At 70.1% G+C, this 21181-nt stretch carries 18 protein-coding genes and 1 pseudogene; 10 read left to right on the forward strand and 9 right to left on the reverse strand.

Translation table 11 applies throughout. The annotated features are described in order from the left end of the window. Positions 1 to 12 precede the first annotated feature (12 nt). Together ACLQ28_RS21410 and ACLQ28_RS21415 are read left to right on the forward strand one after the other, a co-directional pair. A complete protein-coding gene (locus ACLQ28_RS21410) occupies positions 13 to 240 on the forward strand; it encodes a hypothetical protein (protein WP_425688041.1) in 228 nt (75 codons plus the stop codon). Between the two features lie 58 nt (positions 241 to 298). Further along, positions 299 to 1225, forward strand: a complete 927-nt coding sequence (locus tag ACLQ28_RS21415; RefSeq protein ID WP_425688042.1) for a 5'-3' exonuclease — start codon at positions 299 to 301, stop codon at positions 1223 to 1225. 116 nt (positions 1226 to 1341) lie between these two features. Here the strand turns inward: ACLQ28_RS21415 and ACLQ28_RS21420 are convergent, their stop codons facing one another. Continuing rightward, positions 1342 to 1632, reverse strand: coding sequence for a GNAT family N-acetyltransferase (locus tag ACLQ28_RS21420; protein WP_425688043.1), 291 nt, complete (start codon positions 1630 to 1632; stop codon positions 1342 to 1344). A gap of 144 nt (positions 1633 to 1776) precedes the next feature. Between ACLQ28_RS21420 and ACLQ28_RS21425 the strand changes: the two genes are divergently transcribed. The 3 genes from ACLQ28_RS21425 (at position 1777) to ACLQ28_RS21435 (ending at position 5982) form a co-directional block, all read left to right on the forward strand. Beyond that, entirely contained in the window at positions 1777 to 2475 is a 699-nt protein-coding gene (locus tag ACLQ28_RS21425) for a DUF1223 domain-containing protein (RefSeq protein ID WP_425688044.1), read from the forward strand. Positions 2476 to 2515: 40 nt separating this feature from the next. Further along, positions 2516 to 2923: an MmcQ/YjbR family DNA-binding protein gene (locus ACLQ28_RS21430; RefSeq protein ID WP_425688045.1), complete on the forward strand. Its 408-nt coding sequence runs from the start codon at positions 2516 to 2518 to the stop codon at positions 2921 to 2923. A 158-nt stretch (positions 2924 to 3081) separates the two neighbouring features. Then, entirely contained in the window at positions 3082 to 5982 is a 2901-nt protein-coding gene (locus ACLQ28_RS21435) for a glycosyl hydrolase (RefSeq protein WP_425688046.1), read from the forward strand. Between the two features lie 90 nt (positions 5983 to 6072). On the opposite strand, the gene ACLQ28_RS21440 is transcribed toward ACLQ28_RS21435, so the two are convergent. Beyond that, positions 6073 to 7467 (reverse strand): endo-1,4-beta-xylanase, encoded by a 1395-nt coding sequence (locus ACLQ28_RS21440; protein WP_425688047.1) that lies wholly within the window; start codon positions 7465 to 7467, stop codon positions 6073 to 6075. 29 nt (positions 7468 to 7496) lie between these two features. Between ACLQ28_RS21440 and ACLQ28_RS21445 the strand changes: the two genes are divergently transcribed. Continuing rightward, complete coding sequence (locus ACLQ28_RS21445; protein ID WP_425688048.1) at positions 7497 to 7724, forward strand: hypothetical protein; 228 nt, start codon at positions 7497 to 7499, stop codon at positions 7722 to 7724. A 254-nt stretch (positions 7725 to 7978) separates the two neighbouring features. Here ACLQ28_RS21445 and ACLQ28_RS21450 read toward each other — a convergent pair. Further along, positions 7979 to 8510 (reverse strand): annotated as a pseudogene (locus ACLQ28_RS21450) (family 43 glycosylhydrolase); the annotation flags it as partial. Positions 8511 to 9182: 672 nt separating this feature from the next. On the opposite strand from ACLQ28_RS21450, the gene ACLQ28_RS21455 reads away from it, so the two are divergent. After that, positions 9183 to 11516 carry a beta-L-arabinofuranosidase domain-containing protein gene (locus ACLQ28_RS21455; RefSeq protein WP_425688049.1) on the forward strand — a complete coding sequence of 778 codons (2334 nt, stop codon included), beginning with the start codon at positions 9183 to 9185 and terminating at the stop codon, positions 11514 to 11516. Positions 11517 to 11699: 183 nt separating this feature from the next. Further along, positions 11700 to 12581 carry an endonuclease/exonuclease/phosphatase family protein gene (locus ACLQ28_RS21460; RefSeq protein ID WP_425688050.1) on the forward strand — a complete coding sequence of 294 codons (882 nt, stop codon included), beginning with the start codon at positions 11700 to 11702 and terminating at the stop codon, positions 12579 to 12581. Between the two features lie 57 nt (positions 12582 to 12638). Here ACLQ28_RS21460 and ACLQ28_RS21465 read toward each other — a convergent pair whose 3' ends face one another. Together ACLQ28_RS21465 and ACLQ28_RS21470 are read right to left on the reverse strand one after the other, a co-directional pair. Continuing rightward, the gene (locus ACLQ28_RS21465; RefSeq protein ID WP_425688051.1) at positions 12639 to 13523 is read right to left on the reverse strand and encodes an MHYT domain-containing protein; all 885 of its coding nucleotides are present in this window, start codon (positions 13521 to 13523) and stop codon (positions 12639 to 12641) included. Between the two features lie 165 nt (positions 13524 to 13688). Further along, positions 13689 to 16490, reverse strand: coding sequence for a DEAD/DEAH box helicase (locus tag ACLQ28_RS21470; protein ID WP_425688052.1), 2802 nt, complete (start codon positions 16488 to 16490; stop codon positions 13689 to 13691). An 86-nt stretch (positions 16491 to 16576) separates the two neighbouring features. On the opposite strand from ACLQ28_RS21470, the gene ACLQ28_RS21475 reads away from it, so the two are divergent. Then, the gene (locus tag ACLQ28_RS21475) at positions 16577 to 17344 is read left to right on the forward strand and encodes an HAD family hydrolase (protein ID WP_425688053.1); all 768 of its coding nucleotides are present in this window, start codon (positions 16577 to 16579) and stop codon (positions 17342 to 17344) included. 206 nt (positions 17345 to 17550) lie between these two features. Beyond that, entirely contained in the window at positions 17551 to 18468 is a 918-nt protein-coding gene (locus ACLQ28_RS21480; RefSeq protein WP_425688054.1) for an EamA family transporter, read from the forward strand. On the opposite strand, the gene ACLQ28_RS21485 is transcribed toward ACLQ28_RS21480, so the two are convergent. From ACLQ28_RS21485 to ACLQ28_RS21500, 4 genes are all read right to left on the reverse strand, one after another. Beyond that, positions 18431 to 19354, reverse strand: a complete 924-nt coding sequence (locus ACLQ28_RS21485) for a diacylglycerol kinase family protein (protein WP_425688055.1) — start codon at positions 19352 to 19354, stop codon at positions 18431 to 18433. The two genes, ACLQ28_RS21480 and ACLQ28_RS21485, sit on opposite strands and share 38 nt — an antisense overlap. Before the next feature lie 144 nt (positions 19355 to 19498). Next, on the reverse strand, positions 19499 to 20452 hold the full coding sequence (gene tatC, locus ACLQ28_RS21490) for a twin-arginine translocase subunit TatC (protein WP_425688056.1): 954 nt from the start codon (positions 20450 to 20452) through the stop codon (positions 19499 to 19501). Positions 20453 to 20470: 18 nt separating this feature from the next. Further along, on the reverse strand, positions 20471 to 20770 hold the full coding sequence (tatA, locus tag ACLQ28_RS21495; RefSeq protein WP_425688057.1) for a Sec-independent protein translocase subunit TatA: 300 nt from the start codon (positions 20768 to 20770) through the stop codon (positions 20471 to 20473). 160 nt (positions 20771 to 20930) lie between these two features. Continuing rightward, positions 20931 to 21176 carry a hypothetical protein gene (locus ACLQ28_RS21500; protein WP_425688058.1) on the reverse strand — a complete coding sequence of 82 codons (246 nt, stop codon included), beginning with the start codon at positions 21174 to 21176 and terminating at the stop codon, positions 20931 to 20933. Between the last annotated feature and the right edge of the window lie 5 nt (positions 21177 to 21181).

The following is a 21181-nucleotide window of genomic DNA, read 5'->3' on the forward strand; positions in this document are numbered from 1 at the left end:
CGGGAGGACCACATGGCAGCGAACGAGGCGAACCGGGCGGCGACACGCCGTCGTCGCCAACTGTGGGCCGGGGTTTTCGCGCTCGTCGGCCTGGTCCTGCTGATCATCGGCCTCACCGTGGCCGACGGCGTCGCCGCCTGGGTCGAGGTTCTGGTCGCAGTCCTTCTGCTGGTGACCAGTTACGTCGTGCAGCACCTGGCTCGGCGGGAGACCGTCTACCGGCACGACGAGCAACGCTGACATCGCCGGCGGCCGGGCGTACACCGGAACGTCGGAGGGTTGTGCCAGGCTGTCCGGCGTGGCACATCGACCCCCGATCCTGCTGATCGACGCACCCAGCCTCTACTTCCGGGCCTACTTCGGCATTCCGGAGTCCGCCGCCCGAGCCGAGGACGGCACCCCGGTCAACGCGGTGCGCGGCTTCCTCGACATGCTCGCCACCCTGATCCGCGGGCGCGGGGCCGACCGGATGGTCTGCGCGATGGACTACGACTGGCGCCCCAAGTGGCGGGTCGATCTGTTGCCGTCGTACAAGGCGCACCGGGTTGCCCCGCAGGGTGGCGAGGTCGTTCCGGACACGCTCTCCCCGCAGGTGCCGATGATCCTGGAGGTGCTGGCCGCGATCGGCATCACCGTGGTCGGTGCGACCGGTTACGAGGCCGACGACGTGCTCGGCACGCTCTCGGTGACGCAGCCGGGCCCGGTCGAGGTGGTCTCCGGCGACCGGGACCTGTTCCAGCTCATCGACGACGCCCGGCCGGTCCGGCTGCTCTACATCGGGCGCGGCGTCGCCAAGCTCGACGACTGCGACGACGCCGCGGTGCGGGCCCGCTACGGCGTGCCGGCCGACCGGTACGCCGACTTCGCCGCCCTGCGCGGCGACCCCAGCGACGGGCTGCCCGGGGTGGCGGGCGTCGGCGAGAAGACCGCGGCCCGGCTCATCGAGCGGTACGGCAGCATTGCCGGCATCCTGGCCGCACTCGATGACTCCGACTCGTCGTTCGCACCGGGCCTGCGCACCAAGCTCGCCGCAGCACGCGACTACCTGGGCGTCGCACCGACGGTGGTCCGGGTCGCCCTGGACGTGCCACTGCCGGAGCTGTCCACCGCCCTGCCGACCGCCCCGGTCGACCCGGACCGGCTGGTCGAGCTTGCCGAGCGGTGGAATTTGGCCGGCTCCGCCCGCCGGCTGGTGGACGCCCTCGCCGCCCGCGCCGACGCCTGAGCGCCGCGACACCACCTCGGCGATGTTGGGGGTATCAACCGCCCCGGATACCCCGACGTCGGCGATCTGGAGCGGGTCAGTGCGGCACGGTAGCGCGACTCCCGCCCGTTCGGGCCTTATTTGACCTTGCGCGTCGTCCGGACCACGATGCCCTCGTACTCCGGGTGCTTGACCAGCCAGTCGGCGAGGAACGGGCAGATGGGCACCACGGTCCGCTTCTTGGCCCGCGCGTCGTCCATGACCGCGCGAGCCAGCGTCGACCCGACGCCCCTGCCCTCGAACGCCGGATCGACCTCGGTGTGGGTGTAGGCGATGATGGTGCCGGTCAGCTGGTAGGTGACGAACCCGGCGACCACACCCGCCTCGTCGCGCGCCTCGAATCGCTCCCGCTCTGGCACGTCTGTCACGGTGAACTGCACCAGGCCATCCAACCACCCACCCCGCCACCACTCACCGTGAGGCCGGGCTGGGGGGTGACACCGCGCGCATTGTCTCGGCCGTAACGGGAAACGCAGCGCCGCCCGGGCGGTACGTGAGAGGAGACGCGCCATATGACGAACCCGTCGACGGACGGCGGCGTCGCCGTCGTGGAAATGTTCACGTCCCAGGGCTGCTCGAGCTGCCCTCCCGCCGAGGAGGTGCTGACCGACATCGAGCGCGACGCCCGGGAGCGGGGGCAGCCCGTCTTCGCCCTCGGATTCCACGTCGACTACTGGGACGACCTGGGCTGGCCCGACCGATTCGCGGACGCGTCGTACACCGCACGGCAGGAGACGTACGCCCGCGCCTTCGGCACCGGACGCCTGTACACCCCGCAGATGGTCGTCAACGGCACCGTCGAGTTCGTCGGATCCGATCATCGACGGGCGGCGGGTGCCATCGCGTCCGCCCTGACGTCGACCGCGACCACGCCTCTCACACTGTCCGTGCAGGACGCCGACGGCGGGCACCGGGTGGTGGTGGATTATCAGGCCGAGCAGCCGCCGCAGCGCACGGTGTTGAACGTGGCGCTGGTGGAACGCGATCTGGTCAGCGAGGTCGCCCGCGGGGAGAACGCCGGGCGGACGTTGCGGCAGGACAACGTCGTACGCGCCTTTGTGTCAGTGAGCCTGAGCCCCGAGCGGGGACGGATGGAGCTGTCGGTGCCCCCGGATCTCGATCCCCGGAACGCCACGGTCGTCGGTTATGTGCAGGAAGGCGGCAACCGGACCATCCTCGGTGCCACGGCCATCGACCTGTCCACCGCGTAATCTCAACCCATGCTGATGGTGGGCGGTGTGAGGGGGTTCGGTGGCTGACGCCGATGACGTGCGCCGTGTGGCGCTGGCCCTGCCGCAGACGGTGGAGATCGCCAGTGACGGCTTCGACTTCCGGGTGGCCGACAAGGGCTTCGTCTGGTCCTATCCGGAGCGCATCCCGGGGAAGCCGCGGGTGATCCGCCTCGACATCGCGGTGCTGTTCGTCGGTGACGAGGCCGAGAAGCAGGCTCTGCTGCTCGGCGAGCCCGACCTGTTCTTCACCACGCCCGGCTACGAGGGCCTGCCCCTGGTGATGCTGCGCCTGGCGGCGGTCGACGTCGAGCGCCTGAGCGAGCTCGTGACCGACGCGTGGCGGATGCGCGCGCCCGAGGCACTGCTGGGCGACCTCGACGAGTCTGACGGGTCGGTCGTCGCGACAAGCGCGGGCGCTGGCAACTAGCGACATCAGCACGCAACGACTCGGACACATTGACGGGGATCTCAGTACTCCACTACCGTGACTGTGAGAGCGCTCTCTCGCTCGATCTTCTCCCCCATTTCAGACGCATCGCGTCGGACCCGGCACGGGCCGCACCCCCGGCGCGCGATGGAGGCACCATGACACCTCCCGTCCCCCACCGCCGATGGGCCTTGGCCGCCGCCACCGCGTTGGCCCTGGTCGTCGGCGGCCTCGCGATCCCCGTCACCCGCGCAGCCGAAGCCGCACCCGTCGGCGCCGGCAGCTACACCACCACCCCCGTCGGCCCGCTCCCCAGCGGGTGCGGTCCGATGTCCAGCAACCCCCGGCAGTTCACCACCGCCAACGCGCCCGCCGGCCCGATACCCACCAACGACTGGTGGTCCTCGCTGCTGTGGAAGCGCACCGACTGCTCCTTCAGCGAACCCCTGCACGCCCACCCGACCTCGTACGACACCTTCACCGACGGCCTCGGCTTCTCAGCCAACTCCACAGCCGCCATCAGCGGCACCGCCACCGGCGTCGGCGAATACCACTACCCGTACGTGCAGGACATCCGGGTCGGCGTGGCCGGGCTCGCCGCACCCCTGGTCAAAGTCGACGGCTGGACCGACTGGACGGTCAGCCCGCACTGGAGCGACGGGACGCGCACCATGCGCGCCACCATCGGCCACGGCCTGCCCTTCGCGTACTTCCAGACCACCGGCGGGGACGCGGTGATCAGCACCGCCGGCACCCCCGACGTCTGGTCCAACAGCGGCGCCACCATCGGCTTCCGGGTCAACGGCCACGACTACGTCGGGTACGCGCCCAGCGGCGCTAGCTGGACCATCGCCGCTGGCCGGATCTCGTCCACCCTGGCCGGCCGGGGCTACTTCTCCGTCGCACTCCTACCGCCGACGTCGAGCGCAACCGAACGCGCCGACCTGGCCGCGACCTACGGCCGGTACGCGCACGCCCACGTCACCGGCACCCAGGTGTCGTACGTGTACAACCCGGCGACCAGCGGCCTGACCACCACGTACGCGTTCACCACGACCGCTCGGGAGGGGACCGCCACGCAGACCGTGGTCAGCCTCTACCCGCACCAGTGGAAGTCACTGAGCGGGTCCACCGCGATCACACCGACCTACCCCTCCGCCCGCGGCCGGATGAAGGTGCTCACCGGCGTCAACCAGTTCCGCACCGCCATGAAGTTCCAGGGCGTCCTGCCGGAGCTGCCGGCCGTCGGCGACGGAAGCGGCACCGACCTGGCCGCGCTCACCGGCCAACTGGCCGCCGTCCGGGCGAACCCGATGGATCAGCGCGGCAACGACACCTACTGGACCGGCAAGGGGCTCGGCCGGGCCGCCCGAATCGCCGAGATCGCCGACCTGGTCAACGACACCACGACACGCGACAGCGCGCTGACCGCGATCCGCAACACGCTCACCGACTGGTTCACCGCGTCCAGTGGCAAGACCAGCAAACTCTTCTACTACGACAACAACTGGGGCACGCTGATCGGCTACCCGGCGTCGTACGGCTCCGACCAGGAGCTCAACGACCACCACTTCCACTACGGCTACTTCGTCGCCGCCGCCGCGACGTTGGCCAAGTTCGACCCGACCTGGGCGACCACCAGCCGCTACGGCGGCATGGTGGACCTGCTGATCCGCGACGCCAACAACTACCGCCGCGACGACACCCGCTTCCCGTACCTGCGCGACTTCGACATCTACGCGGGTCACGACTGGGCGTCCGGGCACGGCTCGTTCGGCTCCGGCAACAACCAGGAGTCCTCATCGGAGGGCATGAACTTCGCCAACGCCCTGATCCAGTGGGGGCAGGTCACCGGCGACACCGCCGTCCGCGACGCCGGCGTCTTCCTCTACACCACCCAGGCCGCGGCCATCCAGGAATACTGGTTCGACGTCAGCGACCACAACTTCCCCGCCGCCTTCGGGCACTCGACGGTCGGCATGGTCTGGGGTGACGGCGGCGCGTACGCCACCTGGTTCAGCGGCGAGCCGGAGATGATCCAGGGCATCAACCTGCTGCCGGTCACCGGCGGACATCTCTACCTGGGCAACAACCCGGCGTACGTGCGGACCAACTACGCCGAGCTGGTCCGCAACAACGGCGGGCAACCGACGGTGTGGCAGGACATTCTCTGGCAGTTCCAGGCCCTGGGCGATGCTGACGCGGCGCTGACGAATCTCCGCGCCAGCCCCGATTACACCCCGGAGGAGGGCGAGAGCCGGGCACACACCTTCCACTGGATCCGTAACCTCGCGGCCCTGGGCACCGTCGACACGACAGTGACCGGCAACCACCCGCTGTCGGCGGTGTTCTCGCGCAACGGGGCGCGCACCTACGTGGCATCGAACCCGACCGCGTCGCCGGTCACGGTGACGTTCTCCAACGGCACCAACCTCACCGTGGGTGCCGGCAAGACGGCCACCACCGGGGCGTACACCTGGAGCGGTGGCAACGCGGCCGGCGGGGTACCCACGACTCCCCCGCCGACGACCACGCCCCCGACGACTCCCCCACCGACGACTCCCCCGCCACCGACCACCCCGCCGCCGAGTTCGGGCAGTCCGACGCGGTACCTGCTGCCCGGGGGTGGGTTGGGCACCGCCGGCAGCGCGGCCACGACGACGGTCGCGGCGGCCAACGGAAACCACGACGGTACGCCCACCAACCCGCAGGTCTTCACGGCGACCGGCCTCAACCTCGCCTACTCCGGCGGGCAGACCACGTTCGACCTGTTCGTGGACGCCGGGTCAGCGGTCGGCAACGGCGTGCAGGTGCGGATCTCCTACGACCTCACCGGCAACGGCAGCTGGGAACGAGTGGAGACGCTGCGTTACTTCGCCACCGACCCGGTGCCCGGCTACGAGCACTACACCCAGAGCGCCGGCCTCGCCTCGGCCACCGGCACGTTGGGCACGCTGAGCAACGGCACCGTCCGAGTGGAGATCTGGTCGGCGATCGGCAACAACCCCAGCACCGTGGGCATCGGCAACCAGTCGGTGCTGCGCCTTGCGTACTCCTGATCGGCTCGTGCACCACGAACGGCCGGTGTGCGGGACCAGGAACGGTCCCGCACACCGGCCGACGGGGACGGGTCAGTCAGGTGTGCTCGGTCAGGAGGCGGTGCAGGTGGGCGTCATGCCAGCCCCGCTGCCGGTGCCCTGGAAGCCGAACTCCGTGACCTGGCCGGCCCCGAGCCGGCCGTTGTAGTCCACGTTGGTGAACCGCACCGTGCCGGTGGAGCCACTGGCCGTGGCACTCCAGGTGTTGGTGACACTCGCACCGCTGGGAAGCGTCATGCTGACGTTCCACCCGTTCGTGCCGGCCGAGCCGGCGGTGACCTTCACGGTGGCCACGAAACCACCGGTCCACGAGTTGAGCGACACCGACGCCGCGCAACCACCCTGCCCCGGCGGAGGCGTCGTGGGCGGGGGCGTCGTGGGCGGCGGGGTGGTGGGCCCAGGCGTCGTCGGCCCAGGGGTCGTCGGCGACGGGGTGATGCCGGGTCCGGCGTTGAGGGCGTTCAGGACGCTCGTGTACGCCGCCTTCTTGTTGCCGCTGCACTCGAAGAGCAGGGCGTTGTCCGACCCACGCCACGAGTCACAGTCGCGCACGCCCCACGTGGTGATGCCGGTGCAGCGCGAGACGTTCATGCAGGCGCGGGTGACGGCGCCGAAGATGTTGGCCTGGTTGCCGCCGCTCATCACGTCCAGTTCGGTGATCTGCACATCCACACCGAGGTCGGCAAAGCGCTGCAGATTCGCCTGGTAGTCGCTGGCCAACGAGGTGCCCAGGTGCGACTGGAACCCGACGCAGTCGATCGGCACGCCACGAGACCGGAAGTCCCGCACCATGTTGTAGATGCCCGTCGACTTCGCGTTGATCCCATCGGTGTTGTAGTCGTTGTAACACAACTTCGCACCCGGATCCGCCGCCCGCGCAGCCCGGAACGCCGCCTCGATCCAGTCGTTGCCGGTGCGCTGCAGATTGGAGTCACGCCGCCCACCACTACCACCGTCGGCGAACGCCTCATTCACCACATCCCAGGCATAGATCTGCCCCCGGAAATGAGTCGCGACCTGGGTGACATGGTTGATCGCCGCACTCCGCAGCGCACTGCCGGACATGCCCTGCGCCCAACCCGGCTGCTGCGCGTGCCACAACAACGCATGACCCCGCACACTCATGCCGTTCGCCCGAGCATGACTGACCAGACGATCACCACCGGTGTAACTGAAACGGCCCTGCTGCGGCTCGGTGGCGTCCCACTTCATGTCGTTCTCGGGCACCACACTGTTGAACTCGCGGTTCAGGATGGTCACGTACGTGTTGTCGGAGAGCTTTTGCCCCGCCACGGCAGCGCCGAAGTAGCGGCCCTTCTCGGCCGCCGACGCCCTCAGGGTCGTGCCGGCACTGGCCGTGGAGGTCAGTGTCATCGTCATTCCGGCGGCGAGTGCGCCGGTGGCTGCGACGGTCACCGCCAATCGCAGGATTCTCTTGTGATTCATGCGAATTCCTTGTCTGTGGTGGTTCGGTGATGGAGGCGCAGCGCCCGAATCTGCTCCCGCGAGGTCGTGACACCGACACCGGCGATGCGGACGCCGAGTGCCGGTCCAGCCGCGGAGTCGGCCCGCAGTGGCGGACCATGACGAGCGAGAGCCCGGTCGCCGTCACGGCACCAGTGGTGGGAAGCTCCGACACGACGTCCGGCATGCCCTGGGCGGACGTCGTGCTCCGAGGCGCGACCAGCGGGCTCGCCCGGTGAGCCACAGGGTGCGGTCGCCCTCAACCATCGACTGTGAGCGATAACATGCCGTTCGTCAAGTCGTAACGAGGCGCGCGAAGTGCGGTTCGCTCCGGTCGTGGCGCCGGAATGCGGCCCTGTGCTGCCGGAGCGGTGCGAGCACGGCTCCGGCACCGCGCATCACTGCAACGATGCGTCGTCGACGAGGAGGCTGTCGGTGCCTGCGACCGTCTCGACGTAGAAGCTGGCACTGGACAGCGTGCCGCTCCACGACACGGCGCCCCGGTCGTGCTCATCGTGATCGTCGGGAACATCCCGGTGGAGGTGTAGGAGAACTTCTCACCGCCACCGACCTGGTGTAACCACTACCGCCGGGCAACGCCCCGTTGTGATAGAAAAAATACGAACCACCGTTGAAGTCGACGACCCCGGCGTGGTTGGTGAAACTACTGCCCTGCCGCGGCATGATCATCCCCCGGTACGTCCACGGCCCCGTTGGCCCAGCAGCCGTCGAGTACGCGATGAACTCCGAACAACACTCCGCCGCGAACACGTTGTAATACAACCCGTTGCGCTTGAACACCCACGGCCCCTCCTCGTACAGCGTCGGCCGACTGGCGTTCCCCGTCCGAGTGCCGAAACCCGCTGTCGTCAACGAAATCCGCGTCGCGCTGCCCGAGTAGGAGATCATGTCCGCGTTCAACCGCACGTACCACAGACCCAGTTCACCATGTCCGCCGACGAGAACACCCGCCACTCACGCATGGTGAAGTACGTCGAACCATCCTCGTCGTGCCCGGCGTACAGACACGAGTCACCGCTCTCCGGGTTGCCGGTCGAATGGGCTGCACCGTGCGCGTGCGAAGGAGCACGGGCGGCAATCGTGTTAGCGCTAACAGATCCTTGTCGATGTTCTCCTCGGGACGTGACCTGGACTTTTGGGCGATGCGAGGTGCCCGTCGCAACGACAACGCCGCAAGGATGTAGCGACCATGACATCCAAGATTTACGATGCGACGTACTGAGCCGTGCGGCCGACGTCAACGGGGAGGCAGCCGCCCTTCGGCAACGGCTGCCCGTTACGCGCTGTTATCTTGTGGTGGCCAGAAGCCCCATCCGTGTCCATTCCGGACCAGCGGCGACCCTCTCGACCGCCGCCGACCAGGGGCTGCGGGGTGCTGCCACCGGACCGACGCGCCAGGGTGATCGGCGAGGTGCTCCCGGGGGTTGCGGGCGTGTTAACGACCAACTATGTTAGCGATCACATCGATGTGCCGCGATAGGCCTCCGGGCAGCCCGTCGCGTCCACGGCGGCAACTGCTCCACCACGACCGCGACATTCGTGCGTGTTTCCGCTGACGACCCCGCCGCCACCGGTGGCGCCATCACCGTAGCCGGCCCCCGCCTACCGCCCGCACGCCACCGTGCGTATCACCCCGTAGCGCACCCGTCCCCGTACCGAAGTTCCTGGAGGTTCCCATGCCACCCCTGCCCCTCAGCCGCCGCCACCTCCTTCAGGCCGCCGGAGCCACTGTGGCGCTCTCCGCGACCGGCGCCACCCTCGCAGCCGGAAGCGCGGCTGCGGCCGTGGTCCCGCCGGCCCGGTCGGACATCGGCGTCTCGGCGTACGCGTTCGACCTCGGTCAGGTGCGGCTGACCTCCGGTCGCTGGATGGACAACCAGACGCGGACGCTCAACTACCTGCGGTTCGTCGACGTCGACAGGATGCTCTACAACTTCCGCGCCAACCACCGGCTGTCCACCAACGGCGCCGCCACCAACGGCGGCTGGGACGCGCCGAACTTCCCGTTCCGGACCCACATGCAGGGCCACTTCCTGAGCGCGTGGGCGTACGCGTACGCGGTGCTGGGCGACACCACCTGCCGGGACAAGGCGAACTACATGGTCGCCGAGCTGGCCAAGTGCCAGGCGAACAACGGGGCTGCCGGATTCGGCGCTGGTTACCTCTCCGGCTTCCCGGAGTCCGACTTCACCGCGCTCGAGGCACGAACGTTGTCCAACGGCAACGTGCCCTACTACTGCATTCACAAGACCCTCGCCGGGCTGCTCGACGTCTGGCGCTACATCGGCAACACGCAGGCCCGCACGGTGCTGCTGTCGCTGGCGGGCTGGGTCGACACCCGGACGTCGCGGCTGAGCTACAGCCAGATGCAGTCGATGCTGGGAACCGAGTTCGGGGGCATGAACGACGTGCTCGCCGACATCTACCAGCAGACCGGTGACAGCCGGTGGCTCGCCACCGCACAGCGGTTCGACCACGCCGGCATCTTCGACCCGCTGGCCTCCGGCCAGGACCAGCTCAACGGCAAGCACGCCAACACGCAGGTGCCCAAGTGGATCGGCGCGGCCCGGGAGTTCAAGGCCACCGGGACCACCCGTTACCGGAGCATCGCCAGCAACGCGTGGAACATCACCGTCGGCGCGCACACCTACGTCATCGGCGGCAACAGCCAGGCCGAGCACTTCCGGCCGCCGAACGCGATCGCCGGCTACCTCACCAACGACACGTGCGAGCAGTGCAACACGTACAACATGCTCAAACTGACCCGGGAACTGTGGCTGCTCGACCCGAACCGGGCCGACTACTTCGACTACTACGAGCGCGCGCTGATGAACCACCTGATCGGCGGCCAGAACTCGGCCGACAGCCGCGGCCACATCACCTACTTCACCCCGCTGCGGCCGGGTGGCCGTCGGGGTGTGGGCCCGGCGTGGGGTGGCGGCACCTGGAGCACCGACTACAACTCGTTCTGGTGCTGCCAGGGCACCGGCCTGGAGATCAACACGAGGTTGATGGACTCCATCTACTTCTACAACGGCACCACGCTGAGCGTGAACCTGTTCACGCCGTCGGTGCTGAACTGGACGCAGCGCGGCATCACGGTCACCCAGACCACCAGCTTCCCGGTCAGCGACACCACCACACTGGCCCTGTCCGGCTCGATGAGCGGCTCCTGGAGCATCCGAGTGCGGATCCCGTCCTGGACCAGCGGCGCGACGATCGCCGTGAACGGCACGGTGCAGAACGTCGCCACCACACCGGGCAGCTACGCCACGGTCACCCGCACCTGGGCCGCCGGCGACACCATCACCGTGCGGCTGCCGATGCAGGTCGCGATCAAGGCCGCCAACGACAACGCCAACGTCGGCGCGATCACGTACGGCCCCGCAGTGCTGGCCGGCAACTACGGCAACACGGCGCTGAGCACCCTGCCCACCCTCACCGTCTCCTCGATCACCCGGACCAGCACCAGCTCGCTCGCGTTCACCGCCACCGCCAACGGGTCCACGGTGAACCTCGCCCCCTTCTACGACGCCCACGGCTACAACTACACGGTCTACTGGAACACCAGCGGAAGCGGCGGCCCCACCGGCAGCTACCGCCTGCAAAACGTCGGCACCGGGCTGGTCCTCGGCGTCCAGGACATGTCCACCGCCGACGGTGGTCTGGCCGTGCAGTGGGGCGACAGCGGCACCGCGGACCACAACTGGGTGGTCGTCACCGACGGCAACGCCGTCCGGTTCCGCAACGTCAACAGCGGCAAGGTGCTGGGCGTGGAGAACATGTCCACCGCCGACAACGCCCGGGTGCTGCAATGGTCGGACAACGGCACCGCGGACCACCGGTGGATCCTCGTGGACAACGGCGACGGGACCTACAAGATCCGCAACGTCAACAGCAACAAGCTGCTGGGGATCCTGAACGGGTCGACCGCCTGGGGTGCGCAGGCCGTACAGGACTCGGACAACGGCAGCGCGGACAACCGGTGGCGGTTGGTCCGCAACGCCTGACGTCCCAACGGCCGCTTCACCACGCCACCGACCCCGACCACGCCGTACACGGCCGTCGCGGTCCGCGCCCACTGAGCGACCCGAGGGGGTACGCGCACCGCGTGTGCCCCCTCGGCAGCCGTCCGACAGTACGATCAGTGGCAACTCGCCGAAGACTGTCGCCCTCTTCACCCGGAGGCCCCCGTGGCCGACCGTTCCTACCGGCTCCTGCGGCGAGCCCTGGCCGTCGGGTGTCTGCTCGCCGCCGCCGGACTGCCCGCCGAGCCGCCGGTGACCATCTCGCCGTCGGTGACCAGCTCGGCAGTGACCGCCGAACCCACGATCCTGCGGGTGCTTCAGATGAACCTCTGCAACAGCGGCCGCGCCAGTTGTTACACCGGCCGATCGCTGGCCACAGCCGCAGAGGTGATCAGCGCGGAGGCACCCGATCTGGTCACCCTCAACGAGATCTGTCAGGACGACGTGGCGGCCCTGGAGCGCGTGTTCGCCACCGTCCACACCGGTCGGTCCGCCGTGTCCGCGTTCCAGGCTGCTGGCGACCGCCGGAGTGGCGCCGACACGCGGTGCCGCAACGGCCAACCGTACGGCGTCGGGCTGCTGACGCACGTGCAGACACCGGACACCCCGCACGCCGTGTACAGGGGCATCCACCCGACGCAGGACCTCGCGGACCCCGAGGAACGACCCTGGCTCTGCGTCAACGTCGACAGCGTTCTGCTCGCCTGCACCACGCACCTGGCCGCAACCGATTACCACGTCGCGCTCGCCCAGTGCAGCCACTTCCTCGACACGATCCTGCCGACGATCCGCAGGCACGGCGGGTATGCACCCACCGTGCTCAGCGGCGACCTCAACCTCCGCGATGACGGCGACCCCGACGTGCGGTCCTGCACGCCGCCAGATCATCAGCGCGTCGACGACGGCGCGCTGCAACACATCATCGCGACACTCGACATCAAGCTCTGTTGCCGCAGGTCCCTCGTCATGCGTGGGGCGACCGACCACCCCGGGTTGCTGGCCACCCTCAGCATCGACGGCGGTCGGCCCGGCCGCCCGCCGGCCTGATCCCGCGACGAGCGCGGCTGACCGCGGACGCACCGTGGTGACGGACGCCGCCCGGCGTCAGCGGCGCGGCGTGTCCCGGCGGGACGGGAACGGGGTGCCCGGCTGGCCGAGGGTCGAGCGGGCGCGCAACCCGACCGGGTCCGGAGCAGCGACGGGCGTCGCGGCCGCTGGCTCCGGGACCCGCCGCCCGTCCAGGTACGCGGCGGCGGCCCGGTCGTCGTCGTTCGGGGCGGCGAGCAGGGCATAGAGCAGACCGACCACGCCGAAGATCACCGCCACCACGATCGGCACCAGCAGCGTGCTCACCTCGGCGCCGGTCACCCCACCCGCACGTTCGTGGGGGTGCACCGACAGGGCACTCATCCCGGTGAAGTGCATTCCGTTCACGGCGATGCCCATGACCAGCGCGGAGGCGAAGATCGCCAGCCCTCGCCGGACGGTCATCGCGAGCCACAGCGCGACGGTGGACGCCACCACAGCGATGACCACCGAGAGCACGACCCGGATGGTGTCGTAGCCCAGACTGCCGTTGAGGCGCATCGCCGCCATCCCGGTGTAGTGCATCGAGGCCACACCGGCACCGGTGAAGACGCCACCGGCGATCAGACGTACCAGGTTCAACCGACCGGTGCCCACGATGGCCAGGCCGATACCGACCGCCACCACGGCGATGACCGTGCTGGCGGCGGTCAGTGGCACGTCGTAGCGGATCCGGGTGCCGTCGACGGCGAAGCCGAGCATGGCCATGAAATGCATCGCCCAGATGGCGGTGCCGCCCAGTGCCCAGGCTGACAGCAGACCCCACCAGGCCCGCTGACCGGCCGTACGCGCGGTGCGGATACGCCCGGCGCAGACCAGCCCGAGGATCGATCCGAGCACGGACAACGCGTAACTCAGCGCGGGCGTAATCCACCCGTACTCAAAGTGATTGATGTCCGCCACGGCGGTTTCTCCCCAATGCTTGGCGACGCGTCAACAAAGGCGCTCGGGCAATGATCGGGGTTGCCGTGATCAGGCGCGACAGCGCCCCCCGAGCTATTCGGGGGGTGCTGTCACGGTGACAGTCCGATACGTCGATTCGTCAGCGATGAATATGGAATGTGAGGATCAGGCAGAGGTGTGGTACGCCAATACGCCCCGGTTGATGGCCGCGATTGCCTGTCGGGCGGTCGAACGCAGCTCCGGCGAGACACCGCCAGAGTCGGAAATCTGACCGAGAAGGTCGACCACCTGTCTCGCCCACCGGACGAAGTCACCGGCGGGCATCTCACCGTCGATCTCGTGACCGCTGCCGAGCACCTTGGCCAACGCCTCGCCCCGAGCCCACCGGTAGACGGGCCAGGCGAAGCCGAGATCCGGCTCCCGGGTCGCGGTCAGCCCGCGTGCCGCCTCGTCGGCCTCGATCTCCCCCCACAGCTTCAGCGTCTCCTCCACCGCGTCGGCCACCGGCCCGCGCGGCAACGACGCCCGCTCGTCGACGTCGCGGCGCGCCTCGAAGACCACCACGGACACCGCGGCGGCCAACTCGGACGGCGACAGCCCGTTCCACACACCCCGGCGTAGGCACTCGGCGACCAGCAGGTCCGCCTCGGTCCAGATCCGACCGAGCATCCGCCCAGCATCGGTGACCGCGCCGTCGCGGGCGAGATAACCGCGCTCGGTCAGCAGCGCCACGATCCGGTCGAAGGTCCGCGCGAGGGACCCGGTACGCCCGGAGACCCGCTCGCGCAGCTCCTCGGTGTCGCGCTCCAGCCGCCGACGGCGCTCCGCCCAACGGGCGTGGTCCTCCCGCTCCGGGCAGGCGTGGCAGGGGTGGTTCCGCAACTCCGAGCGGAGCTGGGTGAGCCGGTGGTCCTCGCCGGTCACCTGCCGGGAACGGCCACCCCGTCGGCCGCCGTGCCGGTCCAGGCCGAGGCCGCTGACCTCGGCGGCGAGATCCCGCCGGGCGCCCGGCGAACGATGGCTGAAGTGCTTCGGCACCCGGATCCGGGCCAGCACCTCGGCGGGAGTGGTGAAGTCGCCGGGGCTGACCCGCCCGGCCCAGCGGTCCTGGGTGAGCACCAGCGGTCGGGGCTCACCGAAACCACCGGTCGCCGGGTCCAGCACGACGGCCAGCCCGGCCCGCCGGCCGGACGGCACCCGGATCACGTCGCCGACCCGCAGCCGCTCCAGCGACGCCACAGCCGCGGCCTTGCGCTGGGTCTGCCCCTGCCGGGCGATCGCCTTCTCCCGGTCCGCGATCGCCACCCGCAGCGCGAAGTACTCATCGAAGTCGCCGTGGTGGCAGGCGGCCTCCGCGCCGTACGCCTCGATGGTCTCGGTGTTGCGCTGCACCTGCCGGGCCAGGCCGACCACCGACCGGTCCGCCTGGAACTGGGCGAACGAGGACTCCAGCAGAGCACGGGCCGGCTCCGCGCCGACCGTGCCGACCAGGTTCACCGCCATGTTGTACGAGGGTCGGAAGCTGGAGCGCAGCGGGTAGGTGCGGGTGGATGCGAGCCCGGCGACGTGCCGTGGGTCGGTCTCCGGGGACCACACCACGACGGCGTGCCCCTCCACATCGATGCCGCGGCGGCCCGCCCGGCCGGTGAGCTGGGTGTACTCCCCCGGGGTCAGGTCGACGTGCGCCTCGCCGTTGTACTTGACCAGCCGTTCCAGGACCACGCAGCGGGCTGGCATGTTGATGCCCAACGCCAGGGTCTCGGTAGCGAAGACCGCCTTGACCAGGCCACGGACGAACAACTCCTCGACGATCTCCTTGAAGACCGGCAGCATGCCTGCGTGGTGGGCGGCCAGGCCACGCTCCAAGCCGTCGAGCCATTCCCAGTAGCCCAGCACCGACAGGTCCTCGCCGGGAATCGCGGTGACCCGCGACTCGACGACACGGCGGATCTCGGTCCGTTCCTCGGGCGAGGTGAGCCGCAGCCCGGCGGCTAGACACTGCTGCACCGCGGCGGCGCAACCGGCCCGGCTGAAGATGAACAGGATCGCCGGAAGCAGACCCTCCCGATCCAGGCGGTCGACGATGTCCGGGCGCAACGGGCCCCGCCAGCGCGGGCCGCGGCGGCCGGCGCCGGGCCCCGCGCTGCGCCCCTCGCCCAGCTCCAGCCGCCGCGCGGTCTCTCGGGTGTAGCGCAGCAGCTCCGGGTGCACATCGTGCTTGCGGGCGGCGTCAGCGTCGTGGAACAGGTCGAACATTCGCTTACCGACGAGCATGTGCTGCCACAACGGCACCGGCCGGTGCTCGCTGACCACCACGGCGGTCTCGCCGCGCACGGTGACCAGCCAGTCGGCGAACTCCTCGGCGTTGGAGACGGTCGCCGACAACGAGACCAGGGTGACCGAGGCGGGCAGGTGGATGATCACCTCTTCCCACACCCCGCCGCGGAACCGGTCGGCCAGGTAGTGCACCTCGTCCATCACCACGTACGCCAGCCCCTGCAGGGCGCTGGAGCCCGCGTAGAGCATGTTGCGCAGCACCTCGGTGGTCATCACCACCACCGGCGCGTCACCGTTGATCGCGTTGTCGCCGGTCAACAGGCCAACCTGCTCGGCGCCGTACCGGGCGACCATGTCGTGGTACTTCTGGTTGGACAACGCCTTGATCGGCGTCGTGTAGAAGCACTTGCGCCGGACCGGCGGGATCGACGCGTCGGCAGCGGGCACCGGGTCGTCGGGCCGCCCGCGCAACGCCAGGTGGACAGCGAACTCCCCGACCACGGTCTTACCCGCTCCGGTGGGGGCGCAGACCAGCACACCGCTGCCCCGCTCCAGCGACTGGCACGCCTCTCGCTGGAAATCGTCGAGATCGAACCCCAGGTCAAGGGCGAACTCGTCCAATGCCGGAAACTGTGAGGCCTGCGCGGCCCGGCGGCGCGCCGCTGCGTACCGCTCGGCGGGGCTCGACATGGCACCAAGATTAGTGCGTGCCGTGACACGACACCCGACAAGGCCGTCCGGCCGGGCCGTCGGCCGGGGTCGGTAGGGTGCACGGCGTGCCGGACCATGCCGAACCGCCCCACACCCCTCCGCCGGGCAGCGCCGAGGCCGCCGCCCGACGGGCGTCCCGACGGCCCGTCAAGGCGGTGCTCTTCGACTTCCACGGCACCCTCGCCCAGGTGGAGGAGCCCCGGCAGTGGGTGCTGGAGGCCGCAGCGGCGTGCGGGGTCACCCTGGACCGGGTCCGCGCCACGTCGCTGGCCGACCGGCTGCTGACCGCCGGACGCGCCGGCGGGCCACTGCCAGCGCGGGTGCCGCCCCGGCTGGCCGAGCTGTGGGCCGACCGGGACCTCTACCAACACGCCCACCGGGGCGCGTACACCGGGCTGGCCGAGACCGTCGACGCGGGCATCGACGGCTTCGCCGAGGCGCTCTACGAGCGGCTGCTGATCGCCGAGGGCTGGCTGCCGTACGCGGACACCGCGCCCACGCTGACCGCGCTGCGCGACGCCGGGGTGCGGGTGGCGGTGGTCAGCAACATCGGCTTCGACCTGCGACCGCATTTCGACGCCTGGGGGTTGACCGACCTGGTCGACGCGTTCGTGCTCTCGTACGAGGTGGGGCGCTGCAAGCCCGACCCGGCGATCTTCTGGCGGGCGTGCGGGATGCTCGGCGTCGACCCGGAGCAGACGCTGATGGTCGGCGACTCACCGGCGGACGCGGGCGCGGTCGCCGCCGGCTGCGCGGTGCTGGTGCTCCCGGCCGCCGACCCGGGCCGGGAGAACGGGCTGGGCGCCGTGCTCGACCTGGCCCTGCCGGCCTGACCCGTGGTTGCGGTGCCGTCTAAGGCACTGCCCGGGCCTAACGGCCCTCCCAACCGCGAGCCTTCACCCCGGCCTGAAGGCCGGAGCACTGGCCCGCATTCCGGTAGCACCGCGTTGGCGACAGTTAACTGCCGTGTCGGCGCGGACTGTCGCGTTTCGCAAGGTGGACACCGCCGGAGGGTGCTTGTAAGGGACCGCCTACCGTCGTGCCCGTGACCGAGACACTGCTGCCCGCACCAGCGCCGACCGACACCCCATCGGCCCGGCGCGGTGGCGTCGCCGCCGTCGGCCTGGTGCTCGGCGGGGCATTGTCGGTGCAGTTCGGCTCCGCCCTGGCCGCGCTGCTGTTCCCGCGCACCGGCGTGGCCGGCGCGGTGACCCTGCGACTGACGATCTCGGCGGTGCTGCTGCTCGCCGTGTGCCGGCCCCGACTGCGCGGGCACAACCGGTCAGCCTGGCTCGCGGCAGGCGCGTTCGGGCTGGCGCTGGCCGGCATGAACTCGCTGTTCTACCAGGCCATCGAACGCATCCCGCTGGGCCCGACGGTGACGCTGGAGGTGCTCGGCCCGTTGGCGCTGTCCGTGTTCAGCGCCCGACGACTGGCCAGCTGGGGCTGGGCCGGGCTGGCGTTGGCCGGGGTGGCGCTGCTCGGGCAGGGCGGCTTCGACCGGCTGAACCCGGCAGGAGTCGCCTTCGCGTTCGGCGCGGGCGCCATGTGGGCCGCGTACATCGTGCTGAGCGCCCGGGTCGGCGGGCATTTCCCGGGCGCGGACGGGCTGGCCCTGGCCCTGACCCTCGCCGCACTCGTCACGCTGCCACTGGGCATCGTCGACGGTGGTGCGGTGCTGCTCGACCCACAGGTGCTGGCGCTCGGCACCGCCCTCGCGGTGCTCGCCTCCGGGCTGCCCTACACCCTGGAGCTGCTGGCGCTACGGCGGATGCCCACCGCCACCTTCGCGGTCCTGATGAGCCTCGGCCCGGCCATCGCCACACTCGCCGGGTGGCTGGTGCTGCGGCAGGCGCTGACCCTGCTGGAGTGCGCCGCCATCGTGCTGGTCATCGCGGCCAGCATCGGAGCGGTACGGGTCAACGCAGCAGCCGCACGGCCCCCGGAACCGCAGTGATCGTCACCGGCAGGTCCAGGGAACGTTCCCCGTCGGCGTACGTGGTGATGCCCTCGGCGGCCATCTCCACGGTGCGGGCCCGATAGCTGGCCACCAGGGGATGGCTGACGTGGGTGCCCTGGTAGATGCGCGGCTTCACCCGGATCAGGGTCCGCCGGTCGACCCGCCCCGCCACCACCACGTCGAGCAGCCCGTCGGTCGGGTCGGCGTCGGGGCAGATCCGCATACCCCCGCCGTACGTCGGGCAGTTGCCCACCGCCACCAGCACCGCGTCCAACTCGTGCGGCACCCCGTCGAGGCGCAGCGTGTAGCGCCGGGGCCGCAGCCGGGCCAGCTCGACCAGGATCGCCAGGTCGTACCGGCGAGGGCCGCGCGGCCAGCGCATCCTGTTGGCCCGCTCGTTGACGATCGCGTCGAACCCGGCCCCGAGCACCGCCCCGTACCAGCGCCCCATGCCGTCGGCCCCGGTCATCCGGGCCAGGTCGACCGGCCAGCTCCGGCCGTCGCGCAGCGCTGACGCGATCACGTCCGCCGCCGCGAGGGGGTCGGCCGGAAAACCGGTGTCCAGGGCGAAGTCGTTTCCGGTGCCGGCGGGGATCGGGCCGAACGGCACATCGGTGCCGGCGACGGCCTGCAACGCCCGGTGCACGGTGCCGTCCCCGCCGATCGTCACCAGCGCGCCAGCACCATCGGCGAGCGCGGCACGGCAGGCCGCCTCCGCCTCGGCGGGGCTGGACGCCGGCAGCAACCGGACCGGCCGGCCCGCGGCGGCCAACCCGTCCAGCAGCCGGGGCAGCAGAACGCGGTGCCGTCCCCGACCAGCGGTCAGATTGGCGAGCACGGCGACCGGGCCGGGCGGGTGATCGTCTGCGGTCACGGGCAGCACCGTACCGGTCGGACACCCGCCGTTCACCAGAGGCGGGCGGCATCACGATCAGTCCCGGCGTCGGCGCTGCCGGTGAGGTCGCGGATGCAGCGACGCCGCCCCCGGGAACCGGGGACGGCGTCGGCGGACCGGACGGCGCAGCCGTCAGGTCATGTCGTCGTAGCGACGCTCGATCGGTGCCGGTGGGGCGATCGGATCGGGTACGCCGATCGGCGCCGTGGCGTCGACCCGCTGCCCGGCCACGACCGGATCCTTGTCGAACTCCAACGGCGACACCTCGTCGTCGTCGATGCCCGCGTAGATCTCCTTACCGCGCCCACGCCGCTTGTCGTTGATGAACGCGATGCCCACCGCCACGAAATACAGCAGCGAGAGGGAGGCCGCCAGCAGGGTCATGCCGAACGGACCCGGATCTGGTGTGGCGATGGCGGCAAAGGCGAAGCAGATGAAAATGACCGCCCGCCACCAGCTCAGCAGTCGCCGGGCGCTGGCGATCCCGGCGAAGTTGAGCATGAGCAGGATCAGCGGGAACTCGAACGCCACCCCGAACAGCAGGATCATGTTCGTGATGAACGCGATGTAGGCGCCGACCTCGAACTGATTTGAGAGCCCGCCCACCCCGGACTCCATCAGGAACCCGAGGCCCTTGTCCACGACGACGTAGGCCAGCATCGCGCCGGCCGCGAAAAGCGGCGCGGCGATCGACACGAAGACGTAGGCCCATTTGCGCTCGTGCCGGTGCAGACCGGGGGCAATGAACGCCCAGAGCTGGTAGAGCCAGACCGGCCCGCCGATGATCAGGCCGAGCCAGAGTGCCAGCTTCAGCTTCAACACGAAACCGGTCGTCGGTGCCAGCGCCAAGAGGTCCTGACAGTTGCCCAACGCGTCCCTGGTGTCGGGCAGCCGGCAATACGGCTGTTTCAGAAGCAGGAAGACCGGTTCGGCGAGCACGAACCCGACGATCAGGCCGCCAACGATCGCCAGCGAGGCGCGGAACAGGCGGTTGCGCAGCTCACGAACATGCTCGATGAGCGTCATCGAGCCGTCGGCGGCCCGCTCAAAGGTGCTCGGGCCGCGTTTACGCAGTGCGAAGGCCACGGTGGTGGGGCCCTTCGGTCAGTTGTCGCGGACGCGGTGCACCGGGTCGACGACCGGCTGCTGCACCGGCGCCTGCTGCTGCGGCTGCGCGTACGGCGCCTGCTGCCCGGCGTGCGGCGGCAACGGCTGGTAGCCGGCCTGCGCGTCGGCCTTCTCGGCGAGGTCGCGGTCGTCGTCCTGCAGGCTCTTGGTCTCGGCCTTGATGATCCGCAGCGACCGCCCCAACGAACGGGCGGCGTCGGGGAGGCGCTTCGCACCGAACAGCAGGATCAGCACAACCACGAGAACAGCGATGTGCCACGGCTTGAGGGCACCCATGAGAAGCTCCAGTCGCTCTGTGTCCGAGGGGTGGTTCGCAGCCCATCGTACGTGTGGATCGGCTGGTTGCCACCCGCCGGGTGGTGGTGGTCTGGCCGAAAGAGTGAAGTCTTGACCAACGCGCGATGATCCGTCAACCGCCGCCGAGACGAGGGCTCGATCAGCCGCGCTTGGCCTTGATCACCATGATGCGCCGCTGCGTGGTGTCGAGTTGATGTTGGATGCCCTCGGCGCGCTGCTGCAACGCCTCGGCGGTCTCCCGCAGCGCCTCGGCCTCGCTTGCCCGCCGCTGCAACGCCACCGCGGCGCGACGCAGCTGAGGCAGCCGGGTCAGCACCGGGCGCACGGCCAACGCGAGCGCCACGAGCGGAAGCAGCACCACGGCAAGCACGATCCAGATCAGCACGGCGG

Origin of the sequence: Micromonospora sp. DT201, from assembly GCF_049841575.1 — a bacterium.
In the GTDB taxonomy this organism is placed as follows: domain Bacteria; phylum Actinomycetota; class Actinomycetes; order Mycobacteriales; family Micromonosporaceae; genus Micromonospora.

Bases quoted from the DNA above. Each gene is read 5' to 3' on its own strand.
- ACLQ28_RS21410 (WP_425688041.1), top strand. From the start codon at position 13: ATGGCAGCGAACGAGGCGAACCGGGCGGCGACACGCCGTCGTCGCCAA.
- ACLQ28_RS21425 (WP_425688044.1), top strand. From the start codon at position 1,777: ATGACGAACCCGTCGACGGACGGCGGCGTCGCCGTCGTGGAAATGTTC.
- ACLQ28_RS21435 (WP_425688046.1), top strand. From the start codon at position 3,082: ATGACACCTCCCGTCCCCCACCGCCGATGGGCCTTGGCCGCCGCCACC.
- ACLQ28_RS21440 (WP_425688047.1), bottom strand. From the start codon at position 7,467: ATGAATCACAAGAGAATCCTGCGATTGGCGGTGACCGTCGCAGCCACC.
- ACLQ28_RS21445 (WP_425688048.1), top strand. From the start codon at position 7,497: ATGGAGGCGCAGCGCCCGAATCTGCTCCCGCGAGGTCGTGACACCGAC.
- ACLQ28_RS21455 (WP_425688049.1), top strand. From the start codon at position 9,183: ATGCCACCCCTGCCCCTCAGCCGCCGCCACCTCCTTCAGGCCGCCGGA.
- ACLQ28_RS21470 (WP_425688052.1), bottom strand. From the start codon at position 16,490: ATGTCGAGCCCCGCCGAGCGGTACGCAGCGGCGCGCCGCCGGGCCGCG.
- tatA (WP_425688057.1), bottom strand. From the start codon at position 20,770: ATGGGTGCCCTCAAGCCGTGGCACATCGCTGTTCTCGTGGTTGTGCTG.